This window comes from Alphaproteobacteria bacterium, from assembly GCA_015231795.1.
Lineage (GTDB): Bacteria > Pseudomonadota > Alphaproteobacteria > Rhodospirillales > WMHbin7 > WMHbin7.
Window position 1 is genome coordinate 226,370 of record JADGAX010000004.1, and the last position, 19,066, is coordinate 245,435.

At 59.5% G+C, this 19,066-nt stretch carries 19 protein-coding genes; 6 read left to right on the forward strand and 13 right to left on the reverse strand.

The genetic code is table 11. The annotated features are described in order from the left end of the window. Nucleotides 1-118: 118 nt before the first annotated feature. Nucleotides 119-1,906, reverse strand: coding sequence for a M3 family oligoendopeptidase (locus HQL44_11105; protein MBF0269128.1), 1,788 nt, complete (start codon nucleotides 1,904-1,906; stop codon nucleotides 119-121). Between the two features lie 90 nt (nucleotides 1,907-1,996). On the opposite strand from HQL44_11105, the gene HQL44_11110 reads away from it, so the two are divergent. Then, the gene (locus tag HQL44_11110) at nucleotides 1,997-3,766 is read left to right on the forward strand and encodes a long-chain fatty acid--CoA ligase (protein MBF0269129.1); all 1,770 of its coding nucleotides are present in this window, start codon (nucleotides 1,997-1,999) and stop codon (nucleotides 3,764-3,766) included. A 53-nt stretch (nucleotides 3,767-3,819) separates the two neighbouring features. On the opposite strand, the gene ndk is transcribed toward HQL44_11110, so the two are convergent. After that, on the reverse strand, nucleotides 3,820-4,242 hold the full coding sequence (gene ndk / locus HQL44_11115; protein MBF0269130.1) for a nucleoside-diphosphate kinase: 423 nt from the start codon (nucleotides 4,240-4,242) through the stop codon (nucleotides 3,820-3,822). Nucleotides 4,243-4,368: 126 nt separating this feature from the next. On the opposite strand from ndk, the gene HQL44_11120 reads away from it, so the two are divergent. The 3 genes from HQL44_11120 (at nucleotide 4,369) to HQL44_11130 (ending at nucleotide 7,365) form a co-directional block, all read left to right on the forward strand. Next, a complete protein-coding gene (locus HQL44_11120) occupies nucleotides 4,369-6,255 on the forward strand; it encodes an ABC-F family ATP-binding cassette domain-containing protein (GenBank protein ID MBF0269131.1) in 1,887 nt (628 codons plus the stop codon). A gap of 42 nt (nucleotides 6,256-6,297) precedes the next feature. Continuing rightward, nucleotides 6,298-6,675, forward strand: a complete 378-nt coding sequence (locus tag HQL44_11125) for a winged helix DNA-binding protein (protein ID MBF0269132.1) — start codon at nucleotides 6,298-6,300, stop codon at nucleotides 6,673-6,675. Nucleotides 6,676-6,756: 81 nt separating this feature from the next. Further along, complete coding sequence (locus HQL44_11130; GenBank protein ID MBF0269133.1) at nucleotides 6,757-7,365, forward strand: hypothetical protein; 609 nt, start codon at nucleotides 6,757-6,759, stop codon at nucleotides 7,363-7,365. Nucleotides 7,366-7,474: 109 nt separating this feature from the next. On the opposite strand, the gene HQL44_11135 is transcribed toward HQL44_11130, so the two are convergent. The 8 genes from HQL44_11135 to rpmH all read right to left on the reverse strand — a co-directional run bounded on the left by HQL44_11135 (nucleotide 7,475) and on the right by rpmH (nucleotide 12,216). Beyond that, entirely contained in the window at nucleotides 7,475-7,768 is a 294-nt protein-coding gene (locus HQL44_11135; GenBank protein ID MBF0269134.1) for a HigA family addiction module antidote protein, read from the reverse strand. A gap of 4 nt (nucleotides 7,769-7,772) precedes the next feature. Then, a complete protein-coding gene (locus tag HQL44_11140; GenBank protein MBF0269135.1) occupies nucleotides 7,773-8,057 on the reverse strand; it encodes a helix-turn-helix transcriptional regulator in 285 nt (94 codons plus the stop codon). Between the two features lie 76 nt (nucleotides 8,058-8,133). Continuing rightward, the gene (gene argB, locus HQL44_11145; GenBank protein ID MBF0269136.1) at nucleotides 8,134-9,045 is read right to left on the reverse strand and encodes an acetylglutamate kinase; all 912 of its coding nucleotides are present in this window, start codon (nucleotides 9,043-9,045) and stop codon (nucleotides 8,134-8,136) included. Further along, nucleotides 9,042-9,695 carry a YihA family ribosome biogenesis GTP-binding protein gene (locus HQL44_11150; GenBank protein ID MBF0269137.1) on the reverse strand — a complete coding sequence of 218 codons (654 nt, stop codon included), beginning with the start codon at nucleotides 9,693-9,695 and terminating at the stop codon, nucleotides 9,042-9,044. Before HQL44_11150 ends, argB begins: the two co-directional genes overlap by 4 nt. Further along, nucleotides 9,696-11,429 carry a membrane protein insertase YidC gene (gene yidC / locus HQL44_11155; GenBank protein MBF0269138.1) on the reverse strand — a complete coding sequence of 578 codons (1,734 nt, stop codon included), beginning with the start codon at nucleotides 11,427-11,429 and terminating at the stop codon, nucleotides 9,696-9,698. Then, a complete protein-coding gene (yidD, locus tag HQL44_11160) occupies nucleotides 11,419-11,682 on the reverse strand; it encodes a membrane protein insertion efficiency factor YidD (protein ID MBF0269139.1) in 264 nt (87 codons plus the stop codon). The genes yidC and yidD overlap by 11 nt, the downstream gene beginning before the upstream one ends. Beyond that, nucleotides 11,679-12,074 (reverse strand): ribonuclease P protein component, encoded by a 396-nt coding sequence (rnpA, locus tag HQL44_11165; protein ID MBF0269140.1) that lies wholly within the window; start codon nucleotides 12,072-12,074, stop codon nucleotides 11,679-11,681. The genes yidD and rnpA overlap by 4 nt, the downstream gene beginning before the upstream one ends. A 7-nt stretch (nucleotides 12,075-12,081) precedes the next feature. Next, nucleotides 12,082-12,216 (reverse strand): 50S ribosomal protein L34, encoded by a 135-nt coding sequence (rpmH, locus tag HQL44_11170; protein MBF0269141.1) that lies wholly within the window; start codon nucleotides 12,214-12,216, stop codon nucleotides 12,082-12,084. Between the two features lie 241 nt (nucleotides 12,217-12,457). Here rpmH and HQL44_11175 point away from each other — a divergent pair, with 241 nt between their 5' ends. Next, on the forward strand, nucleotides 12,458-14,191 hold the full coding sequence (locus tag HQL44_11175) for a twitch domain-containing radical SAM protein (GenBank protein ID MBF0269142.1): 1,734 nt from the start codon (nucleotides 12,458-12,460) through the stop codon (nucleotides 14,189-14,191). Here HQL44_11175 and HQL44_11180 read toward each other — a convergent pair. The 3 genes from HQL44_11180 to fliI form a co-directional block, all read right to left on the reverse strand. After that, nucleotides 14,166-16,358 (reverse strand): PAS domain S-box protein, encoded by a 2,193-nt coding sequence (locus HQL44_11180; protein MBF0269143.1) that lies wholly within the window; start codon nucleotides 16,356-16,358, stop codon nucleotides 14,166-14,168. The two genes, HQL44_11175 and HQL44_11180, sit on opposite strands and share 26 nt — an antisense overlap. A gap of 155 nt (nucleotides 16,359-16,513) precedes the next feature. Further along, nucleotides 16,514-16,942 (reverse strand): flagellar FliJ family protein, encoded by a 429-nt coding sequence (locus tag HQL44_11185; protein MBF0269144.1) that lies wholly within the window; start codon nucleotides 16,940-16,942, stop codon nucleotides 16,514-16,516. Between the two features lie 6 nt (nucleotides 16,943-16,948). Beyond that, nucleotides 16,949-18,271 (reverse strand): flagellar protein export ATPase FliI, encoded by a 1,323-nt coding sequence (fliI, locus tag HQL44_11190; protein MBF0269145.1) that lies wholly within the window; start codon nucleotides 18,269-18,271, stop codon nucleotides 16,949-16,951. Between the two features lie 70 nt (nucleotides 18,272-18,341). Here fliI and HQL44_11195 point away from each other — a divergent pair, with 70 nt between their 5' ends. Further along, nucleotides 18,342-19,028, forward strand: coding sequence for a response regulator transcription factor (locus tag HQL44_11195; GenBank protein MBF0269146.1), 687 nt, complete (start codon nucleotides 18,342-18,344; stop codon nucleotides 19,026-19,028). Nucleotides 19,029-19,066: the final 38 nt, after the last annotated feature.

A 19,066-nucleotide genomic window follows, 5' to 3' on the forward strand; every position in this document is an offset into this window, starting at 1 on the left:
CATCCGGCAGGAAGGAAAAGGGCGTGGATGCCCGCGTCAAGCGCGGGCATGACGAAATTCGGGAACAGGCAACGGCTTGGCGTCTTGGTGGTTATTCATCTTCTTCAAGGCGCTTAACTCACCCTATCTTCTCCAACTCGTCGATGAAGCCGGTGATAACGTCCAGACCTTGTCGCCAGAAGGCGGGATTCGAGGCGTCCAGGCCGAAGGGCTTCAGCAGGTCGCGATGCCGCTTGGTGCCGCCCGCCTTCAGCATTTCGACATAATGTTCCTCGAAAGCGGGTAGCCCCTGGCGATAGCTTTCATAGAGTGAATTGACCAGGCAATCGCCGAAGGCATAGGCGTAGACGTAAAAGGGCGAATGGATGAAGTGCGGAATGTAGGACCAGAAATGGCGGTACTCGTCCGAGAACTTGAAGGCGGGACCCAGGCTTTCCTTCTGCACGTCCAGCCACATGTCGCCCAAGCGGTCGGGTCCGATTTCGCCTAAGCGCCGCTCGGAATGCACCCGATGCTCGAATTCGTAGAAGGCCACCTGACGGACCACGGTGTTCAGCATGTCCTCGACCTTGCCCGCCAGCAGCACGCGCCGGTTCTTGGGATCGGGTTCGTCGGCCAGCATCGCCCTGAAGACCAGCATCTCGCCGAAGACCGAGGCGGTTTCAGCCAGCGTCAGCGGCGTTTCGGACAGCAGCGGTCCCTGGGCGCCCGCCAGCACCTGATGCACGCCGTGGCCCAATTCATGGGCCAGCGTCATCACGTCGCGGGCGCGGCCCATGAAATTGACCAGCAGATAGGGATGCGCGCAAGGCACCGTGGGGTGGGCGAAAGCGCCGGGCGCCTTGCCTGGGCGGATGCTTGCGTCGATCCAGGGATTGTCGAAGAAGCGCTTGCCTATTTGCGCCAATTCGGGTGAAAAGCGTCCATAGGCGGACAGCACCAGGTCGACCGCTTCCCCCCAGCCATAGCGCCGATCCATGTCTTCGGGCAGCGGCGCGTTGCGGTCGAAATAATCCATGTGATCCAGGCCCATCCAGCGGCCCTTCATCTTGTAGTAACGGTGCGCCAACTGATCCCACGCACCCTTGACCGCCGTGACCAGCGCGTCCACCACCTCGTCTTCGACCTGATTGGACAGGTTGCGAGCGCTGACCGGGTGCGGATATTTGCGCCAGTCGTCCTCGATCGCCTTGTCCTTGGCCAACACATTGGTGATCAGCGAAAAGGTTGGCGCGTGATCGCCCAGCACCTTGCCAATCGCTTGGCCCGCCATCTGGCGGCGCGCCCGGTCAGGATCGGACAAAAGATCGGTGGCCTGGGTGATCGACATCTCGCGTCCCTCGATGGGGAATTTGAGCCGGGCCATGGTTTCGTCGAAGAGGCGCATCCAAGCCGAGCGGCCCGTCACTTCCTTTTCATGCAGCAACTTCTCAAGCTCGTCCGACAATTGGTGCGGCCGGAAGGATCTAAGGTCGCGCAGCCAGGGCGCATAGCGCGCGGCGGCGGGGTCTTTCAGCTTGTCGGCCAGCGTGTCGTCGTCCAGCCGATTGATTTCCAGCGTGAAAAACAGGGTATGGGTTGAAATGTCGGTGGCCCGCTCCTGCATGGTCTGGGAGAATCGCCCGCGCTCGGGATCGGCCACGTCGGCGGCATGCAGCAATTGGGCGTAGCTGAGCACCCGGCCCAGGGTTTCGTAGACCCGCTCGAAGCGCCCGATGACGGCCCCGAATTCGGCCCCCGACAGGCTGGCCAAACGCCCTTTGACCTCGGCTTCCAAAGCCTTGGCGTCGTGCATGGCCGCGGTCAGATCGCGCTCAAGCTCGGGGGCTTTCGGCCCTGCATAAAGGTCGGCCAGATCCCATTCGGGCAGCGGGGGGGTCAAATCGGGGGACGGCATATGTGTCATCGATATCTCCTTGCGTACCCTGGGCATATGGGTATCGTGACGGGAAAGTGTCAACGATATTCAGGGAGAGCAGCGGTGGCTTTGGATTTGATGGCCTGTCCCTCGATTCCCCATGCGTTCGAAACCAAAGCCCAGCATGGCGGCTTCCAGCCCTTCTTGTGGAGCAAGCAGGATGGCGCATGGCGGTCCCTGTCCTGGCAAGAAACCGCCGACCTGGTTCAGAAGGCCGCCAAGGCCCTGCAGGCCCTGGGGATCGAACCCGGCGACCGGGTGATGCTGGTTTCGGAAAGCCGCCCTGAATGGTTCATCGCCGACATGGCCATCATGACGGTCGGAGCCATTTCGGTTCCCGCCTATGTCACCAACACGCCCGCCGACCACCAGCATGTGCTGAATGACAGTGGGGCCAGACTGGTCATCGTTTCCAGCGCGGCCCTGACCGAGCGGGTCATGAAGGCGGCCTTGTCCACCCGCCACCAGCCCAGAATCATTTCCATCGAGCCGCCAAACCTGGATCAGAATCCGGGGCTTGAAATCATCCGCTGGCAAGACGCGCTGGATCTCGGCACCGCTTTCGCCGATCACAATTTCCCGGCACTCGAGCGCAGCGACACCGCCTGCCTGATCTATACGTCGGGCACCGGCGGCGTGCCCAAGGGCGTCATGCTGTCGCATGGATCGCTTTTGCACAATGTCGAGGGTGCGCGCATCTTGCTGGAAAGCCTGGGATTGAAGGACGAGGTGTTCCTGTCCTTCCTGCCGCTCTCGCATTCTTACGAACATACGGCGGGCCTGATGTTTCCGATGGCGATCGGCGCCCAAATCTATTTCAGCGAAGGCGTTGAAAAGCTGGCCGACAACATGGTCGAAGCCAAGCCCACCATCATGACCGCCGTGCCCAGGCTGTATGAAAACATGCGCGCCAGAATTCTGAAAGGGGTCGAGCGGGCGGGCGGCCTTAAGAAGGCGATGTTCATGAAGGCGCTGGCGCTTGGCGTCAAGGCCTATGAAAAGCCCGGCTCGCTGTCGCTGATGGAACGCTTGATCGACGCCGCGCTTGAACGATTGGTGCGCGATAAGGTGCGCGCCCGCTTCGGCGGACGCTTGAAGGCCCTGGTGTCGGGCGGAGCGCCCTTGAATTACGATGTCGGTCTGTTCTTCACCGCCCTTGGTCTTCGCATTCTGCAAGGCTATGGGCAGACGGAATCGGCCCCCGTCATTTCTTGCAACACGCCCTTGCGCTCGAAGCTGCATACGGTGGGACCGCCCCTGGCCAATACCGAGGTGAAGATCGCCGAGGATGGGGAAATTCTGGTTAAGGGCGAGTTGGTGATGCAGGGCTATTGGAACCATCCCGAGGCCAGCGCCGAAGTGTTGAAGAACGGCTGGCTGCATACCGGCGACATCGGCCGATTCGACGCCGACGGCTATTTGCAGATCACCGACCGCAAGAAGGACATCATCGTCAATTCAGGCGGTGACAACATTTCGCCCCAGCGCATCGAAGGGCTGCTGTCGCTGGAACCGGAAGTGTCGCAAGCCATGGTGTATGGCGACAAGCGCCCGCATCTGGTGGCGCTGATCGTGCCGGACGAGGAATTCGCCAAAGGCTGGGCCACCGACAACGGCGTGCCCTTCAGCATGGAAGCCCTGGCCGAGGATGCGCGTTTCCACAAGGCCGTGTTCGCCGCCCTGGACCGCGTCAATCGCAACTTGTCCAATATCGAGAAAGTGCGCCGATTCTTGCTGGTGCCGGAACCTTTCACCGTCGCCAACGAAATGATGACGCCGACCTTGAAGATCAGGCGGCACGTCATCCGCAAGCTGTGGGGCGCCAAGCTGGAAAGCCTGTACGAATGAAAACAGCCCCGGCTTCGACCGGGGCTGTTTGATCTTCGAATGTCGGAAACTGTTTAGCCGACGATCTCGATGGCCGAGAAGAAATAGGCCACTTCCTTGGCGGCGTTCTCAAGGCTGTCCGAACCATGGACCGAATTGGCTTCGATCGATTCCGCAAAGTCCTTGCGGATGGTGCCGGCGTCGGCGTTGCTGGGGTTGGTGGCCCCCATGATCTCGCGATTGCGGACCACGGCGTTCTCGCCTTCCAGCACCTGCACGACCACGGGACCCGACGTCATGAAAGCGCACAGATCGTTGAAGAACGAACGTTCGGCATGCACGGCGTAAAAGCCCTGCGCCTGACCCAGCGTCAGGTGAATGCGCTTCTGCGCCACGATCCTTAAACCGGCATCTTCGAAACGGGCATTGATCTTTCCCGTGAGGTTGCGGCGCGTGGCGTCCGGCTTGATGATCGAGAGCGTGCGTTCGATGGCCATCTTATAGGTGTCCTTGGTTGTTAACACTTATGGCCAAAGGCTGCCCTTGGCGCGGCGGGGGTTATAGCCCTAATTCCTGCGCCTAGCAATGGCGCTTTAATTGTTAACGTGTTAAACCCCCTCCCCATGTTGCACATTAATGATCTTGTCTTTCGCCAATCGGGTCGGCTCCTTTTCTCGGGGGCCACCTTGCACGTGCCGCAAGGCCAGCATTTGGGCCTGATTGGCCGCAATGGCTCGGGCAAAACGACGCTCTTTAGGCTTCTTCTAGGCGAGATTCATCCCGATGGCGGCGAGGTGAATTTGCGCCCACGCATTCGGGTAGGGCACGTGGCGCAGGACATGCCGTCGGGCGACGTCACGCCCCACGACATCGTGCTGGCCGCCGATGAAGAACGCACGCAACTTTTGCAGGATGCCGAAACCGAAGAAGACGGCCATCGCATCGCCGATATTCATCAACGCCTGACCGACATCGACGCCCATGGCGCTCCGGCCCGCGCTGGCGCCATTCTGGCTGGCCTAGGCTTCGACGCCGAAGCCCAGGCCCGTCCCATCGGCGAATTCTCGGGCGGCTGGCGCATGCGCGTCGCCCTGGCCCGCACGCTGTTCACCAAACCCGATCTGCTGCTGCTCGACGAACCCACCAACCATCTCGATCTGGAAGCCGTGCTGTGGCTGACCCAACATCTGGCCAAATGGCAGGGCACGATGGTGATGATCAGCCATGATCGCGACCTTCTGAATGCGGTGGCGGATCGCATCGCCCATATCGAGGGTTTGAAGCTGAACGCCTATCAAGGCAATTTCGATCGTTTCGAACGCACCAGGCGCGAGCGCCTGGATTTGCAGGCCAAGGCCTATACGAAGCAAATGGAGCAGCGCCGCCACATCCAATCTTTCGTCGATCGTTTCCGCGCCAAGGCGACCAAGGCCCGCCAAGCGCAAAGCCGCTTGAAGATGCTTGAGAAGATGGAACTGGCGGTGCCGGTGGTGGAAGACCAGCCGATCAGCTTTGACTTTCCAGCACCCGAGGCTTTCTCGCCGCCCCTGATCGCCATCGATGATGTGTCCGTCGGCTATACGCCAGGCCAACCGGTCTTGAAAAACCTCAATCTCAGGCTTGATCCCGACGGCCGCGTCGCCCTGTTGGGACCCAACGGCAACGGCAAGACCACCTTGGCGCGTCTGCTGGCGGGAAGGCTGGCGCCAATGACGGGCAATATCACGAAGCCATCCAAACTGCGCGTCGGCTATTTCTCTCAAGATCAGGCCGACGAATTGGATATGGCCGACACGCCGCTTGGCCATATGCGTTCCCTGGCGCCGCAATTGACGCCCGAGCGGATGCGCAACCATCTGGCCCGCTTCGGCTTTACCGCCAATCATGTCGAAACCAAAGTGGGCAATCTGTCGGGCGGCGAAAAGGCGCGTTTGCTGTTCGCCCTGATGTGCCGCGACGCGCCATCCTTGATGGTGCTGGACGAACCCACAAACCATCTGGACATCGACGCCCGCGAGGCCTTGGTGCAGGCGCTGAACGCCTTCGACGGCGCGGTGGTGATCGTCAGCCACGACGCGCACTTGATCGAACTGGCCTGCGACGAATTATGGCGGGTGGGCGATGGCACCTGCACGCCCTTCGACGGCGACCTTGACGACTATCGCGGCCTTTTGTCCGAGAACCGGCGCTCGGCGGGTTCCGACCCCTCGGCGCCCAGCCAACAAAGCCAGCCGTCTCGCAAGGACGAGCGCCGATTGGCGGCCGAAGCGCGCGCCAAGCTGGCCCCTTTGCGCAAGGCAGCCAAGGACGCCGACGCCGTGCTGGCGAAACTGCACGAGAAGAAAGCGGCGCTGAAGGCCAAGCTGGCCGATCCCAAATTGTACGATGGCCCGGCTGATGCGATGACCAAGCTGCAATTGGATATCGGCGCGCTGGATCGCGAACTTGAAGCCGCCGAGCTTGTGTGGCTAGCCGCCCATGAGGCGTTGGAGGGTGGGGAAACCCCTTAAGCGCCCCCTTGCCATATTAACACAGCATGTTAATATAAGTTTATGAAATTACTGCGCATCGGCATTCGCAGCCACGAGGAAGCCAAGGCCCGCCTGCTGGCTGTCGCCAGGGGACAAGCCAAACGCGCCAAGAACGAACCCACGGTCTGGCTGTCGTCGCTGGCCAGCCTTGCCCAATTGCTGAACGAAGAGAACATGGCGTTGTTGGCTACGATCCGCGATGGCAAGCCCGCTTCGTTGACTGAAGTGGCCGAGATGACCGGGCGCTCGTTGCCCAGCCTGTCGCGCACCCTGGCGAAGATGGAGGAATACGGCTTGGTGCGGATGGCGGAAGCCGGACGTTCCAAGGCCCCGCGCCTCACCTTCGACCGCTTGGAAATCGTGGTCGATCAGGTGTCGGGCGAGAAGGTGGCGGCTTGAAGGAAACCCATAGGATGTTTCATGCTTGCCTGCTTGAGCCACTTTTGATTTCGCAATTGCCAAAATGAAGGGCCAAACATAATGACAGCAACCAAACTACATATCGGTTTAAGTTATGATGACTCGTTACCCGAGGACCCAATTTCAGACTTTCGCAGAATTGTCTCCGCTGATGGGTTAGATATTCGAATAGAGTCACACCCTCCGCCAGGACCATTTGCGGGCTTGGAGTGGCTACTCTCAACCGCAGTTGTTCTTTTCATTGGGAAGGCTTATTTCGAAGGCTTTCTTAGCGAAGCGGGAAAGGAACACTACCATCTTCTCAAGAGCGGCATGAAGCATCTACTGAAGCACTTTGGCAGAAGGACAGTCACTCTCGTTGGCTCCCAAGGCAAGGTACATCGAGAGCAGCCATATTCGCTTCTCTACTCAATTCTGGCTGAAGCTGGGCCGAATAGGAAAATTAAGTTTCTCATCCCAATGGATGTTTCAGATGAAGAGGCGGATAGAAGTATAGAAGTTATTGCTGATTTCCTTGTTGCACATTATTCAAACTCGCTCGACGACACAATGAATGACGCGCTTGTTCAAACAAGAGCAATTGGCGGCACTGTGTTATTAGCGATCAATCCAGAAACAGGCAGATTGCAAATTATCAATCCGATTTCCAGGCAGTTTGAAGACAGTTAAAATTCTCAGACTGGCTGTGCTGTCGCGGGTATTCCCAGAGTGACATTGAAAAGCTTCGAACAGAATTAATTTAGGTGAGCCATCAGGTCCAAGCAGGGCAAATTTCCCCTCACGCCGCCCTTGGGTGAATCTGCGCTTCAATCTCCGTGCCTACCTGATCGCGGGCGATTTCCAAATCATAGGTCGCCTGCATGCCGATCCAGAATTCTGCACTGGTTCCGAAATAGCGGGCTAGGCGCAGCGCGGTGTCGGGTGTCACGGCACGTTTGGCGTTGACGATTTCGCTGATGCGGATTTGCGGCACGCCAATCGCCTTGGCCAAGCCATATTGGCTGAGGCCCATGGGCTTCAGGAAATCTTCCTTCAAAACTTCGCCGGGATGAGCGGGGGCAAAATCGGCCATGACATCACGCCGCCGGAACCAGTTTCACCTTTACCCGCCGTCCAACGGCGGCGGCGTACTTCTCGAGCGTCTTCAAATTGGGCGGCGTGCGCCCGCCTTCGATGCGGGCCACAACCGATTGAGTGGTACCCATGCGCTCGGCCACTTCTGCCTGGGTCATGCCCGCCTTTGAACGCGCCTTGATCAGTTCGCTGGCAAGCGCAAACTCTGGCTCCAGCGCGTCATAGGCGGCGCGATATGCCGGGTCTTTCATCCACTCTTCGTGAAGTTTTCTTACCGGAGTTCTCATAGCGCTACAACCCGCCAATCCATGAGCGCATATTATCGCAATTATGCGATAGCGGCAAGGGGTGGGCGATTAAGCCCTACCCCCGTTTAATCAACGTCCCCGCACCTTTTTCGGTGAAGATTTCCAGCAAGATGGCGTGTTCGACCCGGCCATCGACGATGACGGCGGCTTCCACGCCGCCCTCCACCGCCTGCATGCAGGTTTCCACCTTGGGGATCATGCCGCCGCTGATCGTGCCGTCCTTGATCAGCTTCTTGGCCTCGCCCAGCGTCAGCTCGCTGATCAGATTGCCGTTCTTGTCCAGCACGCCCTGCACGTCGGTCAGCATCAACATGCGGGCAGCACCCACCGCCCCCGCCACCGCGCCGGCGGCAGTGTCGGCATTGATGTTGTAGGTCTCGCCCTTCTCGCCCACGCCAATGGGGGCGATCACCGGGATGATGTCGGATTCGGCAAAGAAGTCCAGGATATGCGGATTGATCTCCGAAGGCTCGCCCACGAAGCCCAGATCGATGATCTGCTCGACATTGGTCGACGCGTCCTTCTTGGTGCGCTTCAGCTTGCGCGCCTTGATGAGATTCCCGTCCTTGCCCGACAGGCCGATGGCGAAACCGCCCTGGCCGTTGATGGCGGTCACCAACTGCTTGTTGATCGATCCCGACAGCACCATCTCGACCACGTCCACGGTTTCCTGATCGGTCACCCGCAAGCCGTCGATGAAACTGCTTTGCACGGCTAGGCGCTTCAGCATGCTGTTGATCTGAGGGCCGCCGCCATGCACCACGATGGGATTGATGCCCACCTGCTTTAGCAGCACCACGTCGCGGGCGAACAATTGGGCCAGATGCTCCTCGCCCATCGCATGGCCGCCATATTTGATGACGAAACTTTCGCCCGCGAAGCGGCGCATATAGGGCAGCGCTTCCGAAAGCACCTTGGCGTTGGCGTGAACGTCCTTGGCGCCGGCGTCCGGCTTGCGGCTGGTCATGGGGCGGCTCCTGTCTTGAATTCGGCCAATTCTGCCAGTTCGGCCCGAAGTTCGGCAATGCCCAAACCGGTCTCGGAACTGGTGACATGTAGAATGGGATGGGCGGCGGGGCGCTTTTTCAGCTCGGCCCCTACCGCCTCGGTCACGGCCAGCAACTGGGCGTCCTTCAGCTTGTCGGCCTTGGTCAGCACGCCCTGGTAAACGACGGCGCAAGTGTCCAGCAGCTTCATGATCTCGCGGTCGACGTCCTTGACGCCGTGGCGGGCATCGATCAGCAGCAGGGCGCGCCTCAACACCGAACGGCCCTTGAGATAGGTTTTGATCAGGCGCGTCCAGGCGTCCACCTTGTCCTTGGGGGCCTGGGCGAAACCATAGCCCGGCAGATCGGTCAACATCAGGTGACCGTCCAGATTGAAGAAATTGATTTCCTGGGTGCGCCCCGGCGTGTTCGAGGCCCTGGCCAGCCCGTGATGGCCGGTCAGCGCATTGATGAGCGAAGACTTGCCCACGTTCGAGCGCCCGGCGAAGGCCACCTCGACGCCCTGTTCCGGCGGCAGGCCATCCACCGCCACCACGCCCTTGATGAAGCTGCAGGGCCTGGCGAACAGCAGCCGTCCGGCTTCGATATCCGGCTTCGCCGCCTCGTCCATCTATCCGACTTTCACGCCCATGCGCTTCATGATCACCCATTGCTGGATGATGGACAGCACATTGCTCCAGGCCCAGTAGATGACCAGACCGGCCGGGAAGGTGGCCAGCATGAAGGTGAAGACGAAGGGCAGGATCATGAACATGCGGGCCTGCACGGGATCGGCGGGCTGCGGGTTCAGCTTCTGCTGCAAGAACATGGTCACACCCATGATGATCGGCCAGATGCCCAGCATCAGGAAGGCGGGCGGGTTCCAGGGCAGCAGGCCGAACAGGGTGAACAGGTTGGTGGGATCGGGCGCCGACAGATCGTGAATCCAGCCATAGAAGGGGGCGTGGCGCATTTCGATGGTGACGTACAGCACCTTATACAGGGCGAAGAAGATGGGAATCTGCACCAGGATGGGCAAACAGCCCGCCATGGGATTGACCTTCTCGTTCTTGTAAAGCGCCATCATCTCTTGGTTCAGGCGGTTCTTGTCGTCGGCGAATTTGGTTTGCAGCTCCTTCATCTGGGGCTGCAAGGCCTTCATCTTGCTCATCGCCTTGTACGACTTGTTGGCCAGCGGGAACATCAGCCCGCGCAGGAAGACGGTCATGGCCAGAATGGCCAGCCCGAAATTGCCCAGCAGCCCGTGCAGCCATTGCAAGATGTAGAAGAAGGGCTTGGTCAGGAAATAGAACCAGCCGAAATCGATGGCCAGATCAAGCCGCTGGATGCCCAGCTTCTCGGAATAGACGTCGAGCAGCAGCACATGCTTGGCGCCCGCGAACAGGTACGACTTGAACTGGATGCTGGCGCCGGGTGCCAGCGCTTGCACGCGGCCCAGGAAGTCGGTCTGATACTTGTCGTGCTGGTCCAGGCGGCGATGCAAGAAGCGGGCGTCGACCTCGGACTTGGGATCGGGGGCAACGGCGGCCAGCCAATATTTGTCGGTGATGCCGACCCAGCCGCCGGTGACGTTCTTTTCGACGATCTCGCCCCTCTCGTCCAGGTCTTCGTACTTCACTTCCTTGGAAGCGCCGCCGAACACGCCGATCGGCCCCTCATGCAGGATGTACAGATTTTCCAGCTTGGGCTTGTCGGTGCGCGACACCAGCCCGTAAGGGGCAAGGCTGTAGGCGCTCGCTCCGTCATTCTTCACCTGATCGGTGATGGTGAACATATATTCCTCGTCCACCTCGATGGTGCGCAGGAAGGTCAGCCCCTCGCCGTTCGACCAAGACAGGGTGACCGGCTTGCCCGGCTCTAGGGTGGGGGTGGCGGTCGTCCACAGGCTGTCGGGACCGGGCAGCTTGGGCCTAGCCTCGCCCGCCGCGACCCAGCCGAATTCGGCGTAATAGGGCGCGGCCGAGCCAGCGGGCGAGAACATCACGATCTCGGGGCTGGTGGGGTCGAGCGCTTCTCGGAACTTGGCCAGGGTGATGTCGTCCAACCGACCGCCCGCCAGCGAGACGGAACCATGCAGCTTGGGCGTGGAAATGCGCAGGCGCGGCGCTTCGCTTAAGGCCTTCGAGCGCAACAGTTCGGGGTTGGGGGCAATGGCGGCGATGGCGGGCGCTGCTGGCGTGACGCCAGGGGCTGACGCCGCCGGCGTGGGAACCGATGATTGGGTCGATACCGCCTGCACGGTCGGGTCTTGCGGCTGGAACGACTTTCCGAACATGTATTCCCAGCCGATCAGGACCATCGCCGTTAAAGCGACGAACAGGATCATATTGCGGTTATCGGACATCGGCAGGGTTCCTCGAGCTTATAGGCGTTTCTTTGGCGGGCACCGGGTCATAGCCCGAACCGCCCCAGGGATGACAGCGCCCCAGGCGCTTGGCGGCCAGCCAGCCGCCCTTGACCGCCCCATGAACTGCCACCGCCTCGGCAGCATAGGCCGAGCAGGAGGGGCCAAATCGGCAGGTCGGCCCCACCAACGGGGACAGCACAAGCTGATAGGCGCGGATCAGGAGCCTAAGAAGGTGGGCGGCGGGACTCATGCTGCGGGCTGGCCATCTTGGGGGTTGGCGGGTTTCATGGCGCCCACACGTTTAAGCGACCCAAGCAGGTCTTGCAACAACAGAGCGAAGGGACGGACCAGAGTTTCCGTCCGCCCGATGATGACAAAATCGTAATCTTCCCTGGCGTGTTGCGCCAAAACCTGATCGGCTGCCGCCTTCAGGCGCCGCCGGGCGCGGTTGCGGGCCACGGCATTGCCCACCTTGCGCGAACAGGTAAAGCCGATGCGGGGCAGGTCTTTTGAATCGAAAACCCCGCCCTGATCAGGACGGGGGCCAGCCTGGAGAACCAGGCCCGGCGAGGCGGCTTTGCGGCCGGAACCCGCCAATCGCAGGAACTCGGCCCGCTGCTTAAGGCGGCCGAGCTTGCTCATGCGAAAGCTAGGCCGACAGCCGCTTGCGGCCCCGGGCGCGGCGACGGTTGATCACGCTGCGACCGCCAACGGTGGCCATGCGGGCGCGAAAGCCGTGACGGCGGGCGCGAACGATCTTGCTGGGCTGAAAAGTGCGCTTCACGGTACATACTCCGGTTTTAGGCAAGTCTTGGAAATCGAGCGTGGTCGTATAGCGGGTTCAGGGGGGGAAGTCAACCAGGGGATCGAAATTCGGGCGGATTTCCCTCCCTTTCTCCCTGTTTCCAGGATTCTGCCGGTAACATGGCAAACAGCAGGGGCCGACACAGGATTTTCGTTACCCGTGCCACTTGCAAGTTGATATTCTCTTTTTCCCAGCTAGTTGGCTTACAGGACGGCATTTTATGCTTCCAAGCACTTTTTGTTCCCTGCCCTTCTCGCATCTTCAGATCACGCCGACCGGAACGGTCAAGCTGTGCTGCGTGGCGCAGGAAGAGGTGCAAAAGCGCGGCACGCCCATGTCGCTTTACAGCCATTCGTTTGAGGAGATCTGGAATTCCAACTACATGGTCGATGTTCGACGGGCTATGGCGGAAGGCCGTCAGACCGGCGCTTGCAATCGCTGCTATCGCGACGAAGCCGGTTTGGGCATCAGCTTTCGCACCCAGATGAACGCCCTGTCGTCTGGCGAGTTGGGCCTGTCTTTGGAAGGTCTTTTGGAAAGCGCCGCCGGGAACGGCTACCTCATCCCAGGCCGCCCGGTTCACTATCAACTGAACATGGGCAATCTGTGCAACCTGGCTTGCCGGATGTGCAACAGCGACTATTCCTCGAGGATTGCCGCCGATCCCGTCTTGTCGGCCTGGAGTCCGGGCATGCTGCAAGACATGGCAAAATGGCGGGGCGACACCCTGAATTTGGGGCCAACGGCCTACACCAACATACATTTTGACGGCTTTTATTCCGAAGAGCTGGATGACAAGCGTCGACTGGTCAGGTGGAGTGCGGGCAACGGCGACATCTCTTTCTCGCCGCCAGAAGGCGCGAGTTTCGGGCGCCTGAAGGCGACGCTTCGCGCCCCTCCTGGCACGGAACTGACGCTTAAGATCATGTTGAACGGCTTTGAAATCTTTTTCGGCCAAGTCGGCGAACAGGCGACGGACGTCGATGTCGATATTTCAGAACTGTTTCCCGCCACGACATTCCGGCTGCGCATGCTCAGTTCGACCGTTGGCGTTCCAGAAAGCGACAAGTCCTTCGGCATTGGCATTCTGAATTTGGCTGTCACCAGCCAACCCCACTCGGGAACGGAGAAACTGAGCCTGACGCGCTTTTCCGAGCCGGGCGGCTGGTGGACGCAGCGAAGCCTGTTGTTCGGCGAGTTGATGGCAGAGCTTCCTTCGCTGCGTCGGCTCATCTTGCAAGGCGGGGAATCCCTCCTGAATAAGGAAACGCCGGAAATTCTGGATCATCTGATCGTTTCCGGCGCGGCGCAAAACATTCACCTGCAAATCGTCACCAACTTCACCCAACTCAGCGACCGAACGCTAGAGCTGTTGTCCCGGTTCAAGCATGTAGAACTGTGGGCCAGCGTCGATGGCATAGGCCCCGTCTTCGAATACATTCGTTATCCCGCCAAATGGGATGTGATCGACCGCAATGTTGCCCGCGTCAAGCAGACGCCCAACATTTCCCTGGCCTTTGCCGTCGCCGTGCAGGCTTACAATCTTTTGAACTTTCCAGACATTCTTGTCTATTGCGACCGCCACAATTTGCCTTGCATCGCCAGTATCCTACTTGGCCCCGGCTTCTTGAGCGTCCTGGTGTTGCCGCCCGCCATTCGCCAGACGGCGATCAATCGCATCAAAGACACGAAGGAAAGGCTTGAAACCGTCAATGCCAGATCGGCGGCAAATTCGGTGATCGACTTTCTCGAGCAAAAAGCCGATGTGCAATATTGCGACATGATTGAAAGTTTCATGCATTTCACCAACGACCTTGACGGCGCGCGCGGCCAAAGTTTCACGGAGCTGCACGGTGAACTGGCAGCCGCTTTCAATGTCGCAGGCCATCCCTGGGACGCCAGCCTGCATACTTGGCTAGAATCAAAGCTCATTGATGGGCCAAAGGAAGCGTAAAGAAAAAGGTGCTGCCTTCCCCTGGCTGGCTTTCCACCCAAATCCGCCCGCCATGCCGCTCGACGATCTTCTTGCACAAGGCCAAGCCGATGCCTGTTCCCTCATACTGGCTTTGGGTGTGCAGACGCTGGAAAATGGCAAAGATGCGATCTTGATGTTCGGCGGGAATGCCGATGCCGTTATCTTGAACGGATAGCGTGCAGAACCTCCCCTCGATCCTGGCCTTGACGCGAATCTCGGTCCGGCGCTCGGCCAATCGGTATTTGAGCGCGTTGGCCACCAGATTCTGCAATAGACGCGACAACTCTTCGCTGTCCCCCAAAACGACGGGCAAGGATCCATCCGCCTCGACGCTGGCCTGCAATTGCAGGATGGAAGGCCCAAGGTCTTGCAGAACATCCTTCATGACCAGATTCAGATCGACGGGACGGAAAGGTTCCTTGGATCGTCCGATACGCGAATAATCCAAAAGATGGTGGATCATCCGATCCATGCGTTGGGCGCCATCGCGGGCAAAGCCGATGAATTCGCGGGCCTCGTCATTCAACGTGCTGGCATATTTCTTTTCCAAAAGCGTGACGAAACTGCTGACCATGCGCAAGGGTTCGCGCAAATCATGCGAAGCCGCATAAGCAAATTGCTCCAATTCGGCGTTCGAACGCTTAAGCTCGGCCTCCATGTCCCTTCGCTCGCTGATGTCATGAAAGATCAGAGCGACGCCAGCAATTCTGTCTTCGATTCTCAGTGGCGCAACCGCATATTCGACGGGAATAGGTTTGCCGCCCACCCCTTCGAAACTTTCATCGCTAGCGCGGCGGACCTCGCCATCCTGCAGGGTCTGACGAATGGCGCAGAAACCATCCGTACAAAGCTGACCTTGCGCCAATCGATGTTTGAAGGCGTCTATCGTCGTCAGACCAAGCATTTCTTCTGGCCCGCAATAGCCCAGCAAGGCGGCGGCTTCGGGATTTGCAAAGGTGATCTTGCTTTCGGGGTCGATGCCGACAATTCCCTCGGCCGCCGTTTTCAAGACCAGTTCCAGCCGGGCTGCGGTCGCCCGCTGCACGGAAACGCTTTTGCGCAGCTCAATCATGGACCGGCCAGCCGCCGCCTGGGCCTGGACCAGTTCCGCCATTGTCCGGCCCTGGCGTTTCCAGGACTGCAGCAACAGGGCAGACGAAACAAAGAGAATGACCGCGAACACCGTAAAGGTAGCAAGGGCAATCCTGGTTTGCTGGCGCCACGAGGCCAGATAGTCCAACTCGGCCAGACCAACACTGATATACAACGGATAGTTTTCAAGCTTCTTGATCGAGAAAGCACGGGTTATTCCGTCCAACGTGCCCAATGCCGAAAAGCTGGCCTCTGTTTTTCCGGCATTCATGATCTCGACGATTTGCGGCGAGGAAAGGACGCGCCCGATAAATCCGCCTTGATCGCTAGGCGATGGATGGCGGGCAATGACGGACCGCCCAGCATCGAGCAGGGTGACCGTTCCGTTGGGGCCTGTATCAACCTTGGAAAAAATTTGACTGAAATAATCCAGAGCGATGTTCGCGTAAACAATGCCGCCGAAAGACCCGTCGGGGTTCGTCAGGCGCCGGGATAGCGGAAGAACCCAGCGCTTGGAAATTCTGGCCATGACCGGCGGTCCGAAAACTAGGCCTGAGTTTGCATTATCCCTTTGCGCCATGAAGAATGAGCGGTCGGACACATTGGTGGGCGCCGCTTCCTGGACGCCCGGCCCAAACCGGACATTCCCTGTGGCATCGGTCACACGCAGGCTGATGATTTGTGGCAATCGCGCCTGTTGCCGCGCAAGATACGCGTTCAAGGCGTCGGGGATTATCTTTCCCGTCTCCTGCTGATGGCCGATCTCCTCGACAGCCGAAAGCATCACTAAATCGACTTCGTGAACGGCGCTGCGCAAATATGCTTCCAGGATGTCCGCCTGGCCGCGCGACGAACTTTCCGCCTTCTCCTCTTCTTGTCCGAGGCTTCCGCTCAACATGACGAAAAGAATGACGCCCAGGGACACCAAGGTCGCAGCTACGAACAAGATGACCGAAGCAAAGCCCTTGTCTGGCAACGCCCCAACCTTCCGGGGCTGCGGCTTGCCGACGCCCAGTTCCTGTGGGTCCCCATCATGGACTGACGTGTCCGGCATTCTTCCCTCGGCAAGGATGCTTGTTTAGCCGCCAGGGCTGTTCTTGCTTACAATCAGTATATTACATCGCCTTTGGTTCACACAAATTTATCTGATTACTTTACTTTTCTTCAATAAGACCGCTCAGTTTAGAGCAAGAATAAATTTGGTTATTTCTAATTTCCTTCCTTAGCCCTTTGATGTCTTGTGCTGGCGATTTCGTCCAGCATCTTTTGCTCTTTTCGATTGGCCTCTTCCAATTCCTTCTTGGCGCGGGTCTTCTCGACCTCCTCCACGGTTTTCAGGGCGCGGTAGGCTTCGGCCAAGCGCTCCTGCGCAGCCAGAATCTCCTTGGCGAGTGCTGCCAGCAGGCGCAGCAGCTTGGCCTTGTTGTCGAGATAGCGCTGGGCGTAGCCGCCATAGGTGAAGCCCGCCAGCGTGGGGTCTTCGGCCGCCGTCTTCTGCTCGTCGAGCAGGTCTTGTTCCAAAACGGCCAGCAGCGTGCGCAATTCGTCTTCGCGCGCCAGCAGCTGGCCCAACTCGCGTCGGCGTTCATCCACCGTCCATTTGTTCAGACGGATCAGCGTCTTTAGTTTCTTGGCCATCGCCGTTTACTGCGCCAGAATATCAGCCAACTGCTGATAGCCGCTGGCCAGATCGGCCGCTTCCTTCTTGCCTTGCGACAAGAACGCCTCGATGGCGGGATAATATTTGATCGCTTCGTCCACCGCCGGATCGGTACCTTTGCGGTAGGCGCCCAGGCGGATCAGTTCGGCCATGTCCTCATAGACCGCCAGCAATCGCCTGGCCTTCGAGACGATGGCGTTCTCCTCGTCGGTATTGCAGCCCGGCATGGTTCGAGACACGCTGCGCAGAATGTTGATCGAGGGATAGCGCCCGCGCTCGGCGATGGCGCGGTCCAGCACGATATGGCCGTCCAGAATGGCGCGCACGGCATCCGAAATCGGCTCGTTGGTGTCGTCGCCCTCGACCAGCACGGTGAACAGGCCGGTGATGTTGCCCTGGCCCGGCCCGCCGGGTCCGGCGCGTTCCAGCAATTTCGGCAATTCGGCGAAGACCGACGGCGTGTAGCCCTTGGAGGCAGGCGGCTCACCCGCCGACAGGCTGATCTCGCGCTGGGCCATGGCGAAGCGCGTGACCGAGTCCATCAGGCACAGCACGTCATTGCCGACGTCGCGATAATATTCCGCGACCGCCATCGTGACATAGGCGGCCTGCCTGCGCATGAGCGGCGATTCGTCCGACGTGGCGACCACCACCACCGAATGTTTGAGGCCCTCCTCGCCCAGATCGTCCTCGATGAATTCGCGGGCTTCCCGCCCGCGCTCGCCGATCAGCCCGACCACGCTGACCTGGGCCTTGGTATGTTTGGCCATCATCGAAAGCACGCTGGATTTGCCCACGCCCGAGCCTGCGAAAATGCCCATGCGCTGGCCGCGACAGCAGGTGAGGAAGGTGTTGATGGCCCGAATGCCCAGATCGATCTTGCCCGCCACCCTTTGCCGGGAATGCGCGGGTGGTGGCCGGTTGTGGATAGGATAGGGTTTTTCGCCACCCGGTAGCGGCCCCTTGCCGTCGATCGGTTCGCCCATGGCGTTGATCACCCGGCCCAGCCAGGCATTGTCGGGATAAAGCACGGGTTCCGCGTTGGCGACTTCGACCCGGCAACCCAGCCCCACCCCGTCCAAGGGGGAAAAGGGCATCAGAAGGGCGCGCCCTTCGCGGAATCCCACGACTTCGCAGGTTACTAGCCGGTTGGCGCGGGCCACGATCTGGCAACGGTCGCCCACCGACAGGTTGTTCTGAACCCCGCCGATCTCGACCAGCATGCCCTGGACAGCCGTCACCCGACCGTAAATCTGGTTATCGGGCACCCGATCAATGTCGTTTAGAAGATTTCGCAGCAGGACCATGGGAAACCGCAGCTTGAACAGTTAACAATCTCGGCATAAAGTTAATATATCTTAAAGAGGGGGGCTTGGCATGCGCGTCTTGTTGGTGGAAGACGATCCGGCGACCAGCAAAAGCATCGAACTGATGCTGAAGAGCGAAGGCATGGTGGTGGATGCCGCAGGCCTGGGCGAAGACGGGCTGGATATCGCCAAGCTGTACGATTACGACATCGTCATCCTGGATCTGATGCTGCCCGACATGGACGGCTTCGAAGTGCTGCGTCGTTTGCGCGCCAACAAGGTGGAAACGCCGGTTCTGATTCTGACCGGCTTGGCCGACACCGACCGCAAGGTCAAGGGGCTTTCCGGCGGCGCCGACGATTACCTGACCAAGCCCTTCGACAAGGGCGAGCTGATCGCGCGCCTGCAAGCCATCGTGCGCCGCGCCAAGGGCCATGCGCAATCGGTGATTCATACCGGCAAGCTGGCGGTCAATCTGGAAAGCCGCGTGGCCAGCGTCAACAATGAACCCTTGAAGCTGACGGGCAAGGAATACGGCATCTTGGAATTGCTCAGCCTGCGCAAGGGCGCCACGCTGACCAAGGAAACCTTCCTCAATCATCTGTATGGCGGCATCGACGAGCCGGAACTGAAGATCATCGACGTCTTCATTTGCAAGCTGCGCAAGAAGCTGGCCCAGGCCACCGGCGGCGAAAGCTATATCGAAACCGTCTGGGGGCGCGGCTATGTGCTGCGCGATCCGGAAGACAAGGGATAGTTTTTGCCCTCATCCATCGAGACGGCCCTTTGGGCCTC

What these genes read in the sequence shown, in the direction of transcription:
- HQL44_11180 (MBF0269143.1), bottom strand. Translation starts at nt 16,358, where the DNA reads ATGCCGGACACGTCAGTCCATGATGGGGACCCACAGGAACTGGGCGTC.
- HQL44_11195 (MBF0269146.1), top strand. Translation starts at nt 18,342, where the DNA reads ATGCGCGTCTTGTTGGTGGAAGACGATCCGGCGACCAGCAAAAGCATC.
- HQL44_11110 (MBF0269129.1), top strand. Translation starts at nt 1,997, where the DNA reads ATGGCCTGTCCCTCGATTCCCCATGCGTTCGAAACCAAAGCCCAGCAT.
- argB (MBF0269136.1), bottom strand. Translation starts at nt 9,045, where the DNA reads ATGACCAGCCGCAAGCCGGACGCCGGCGCCAAGGACGTTCACGCCAAC.
- rnpA (MBF0269140.1), bottom strand. Translation starts at nt 12,074, where the DNA reads ATGAGCAAGCTCGGCCGCCTTAAGCAGCGGGCCGAGTTCCTGCGATTG.
- yidD (MBF0269139.1), bottom strand. Translation starts at nt 11,682, where the DNA reads ATGAGTCCCGCCGCCCACCTTCTTAGGCTCCTGATCCGCGCCTATCAG.
- ndk (MBF0269130.1), bottom strand. Translation starts at nt 4,242, where the DNA reads ATGGCCATCGAACGCACGCTCTCGATCATCAAGCCGGACGCCACGCGC.
- yidC (MBF0269138.1), bottom strand. Translation starts at nt 11,429, where the DNA reads ATGTCCGATAACCGCAATATGATCCTGTTCGTCGCTTTAACGGCGATG.
- fliI (MBF0269145.1), bottom strand. Translation starts at nt 18,271, where the DNA reads ATGGTCCTGCTGCGAAATCTTCTAAACGACATTGATCGGGTGCCCGAT.
- HQL44_11130 (MBF0269133.1), top strand. Translation starts at nt 6,757, where the DNA reads ATGACAGCAACCAAACTACATATCGGTTTAAGTTATGATGACTCGTTA.
- HQL44_11125 (MBF0269132.1), top strand. Translation starts at nt 6,298, where the DNA reads ATGAAATTACTGCGCATCGGCATTCGCAGCCACGAGGAAGCCAAGGCC.
- HQL44_11135 (MBF0269134.1), bottom strand. Translation starts at nt 7,768, where the DNA reads ATGGCCGATTTTGCCCCCGCTCATCCCGGCGAAGTTTTGAAGGAAGAT.
- HQL44_11105 (MBF0269128.1), bottom strand. Translation starts at nt 1,906, where the DNA reads ATGACACATATGCCGTCCCCCGATTTGACCCCCCCGCTGCCCGAATGG.
- HQL44_11150 (MBF0269137.1), bottom strand. Translation starts at nt 9,695, where the DNA reads ATGGACGAGGCGGCGAAGCCGGATATCGAAGCCGGACGGCTGCTGTTC.
- HQL44_11120 (MBF0269131.1), top strand. Translation starts at nt 4,369, where the DNA reads ATGTTGCACATTAATGATCTTGTCTTTCGCCAATCGGGTCGGCTCCTT.
- HQL44_11140 (MBF0269135.1), bottom strand. Translation starts at nt 8,057, where the DNA reads ATGAGAACTCCGGTAAGAAAACTTCACGAAGAGTGGATGAAAGACCCG.
- HQL44_11185 (MBF0269144.1), bottom strand. Translation starts at nt 16,942, where the DNA reads ATGGCCAAGAAACTAAAGACGCTGATCCGTCTGAACAAATGGACGGTG.
- HQL44_11175 (MBF0269142.1), top strand. Translation starts at nt 12,458, where the DNA reads ATGCTTCCAAGCACTTTTTGTTCCCTGCCCTTCTCGCATCTTCAGATC.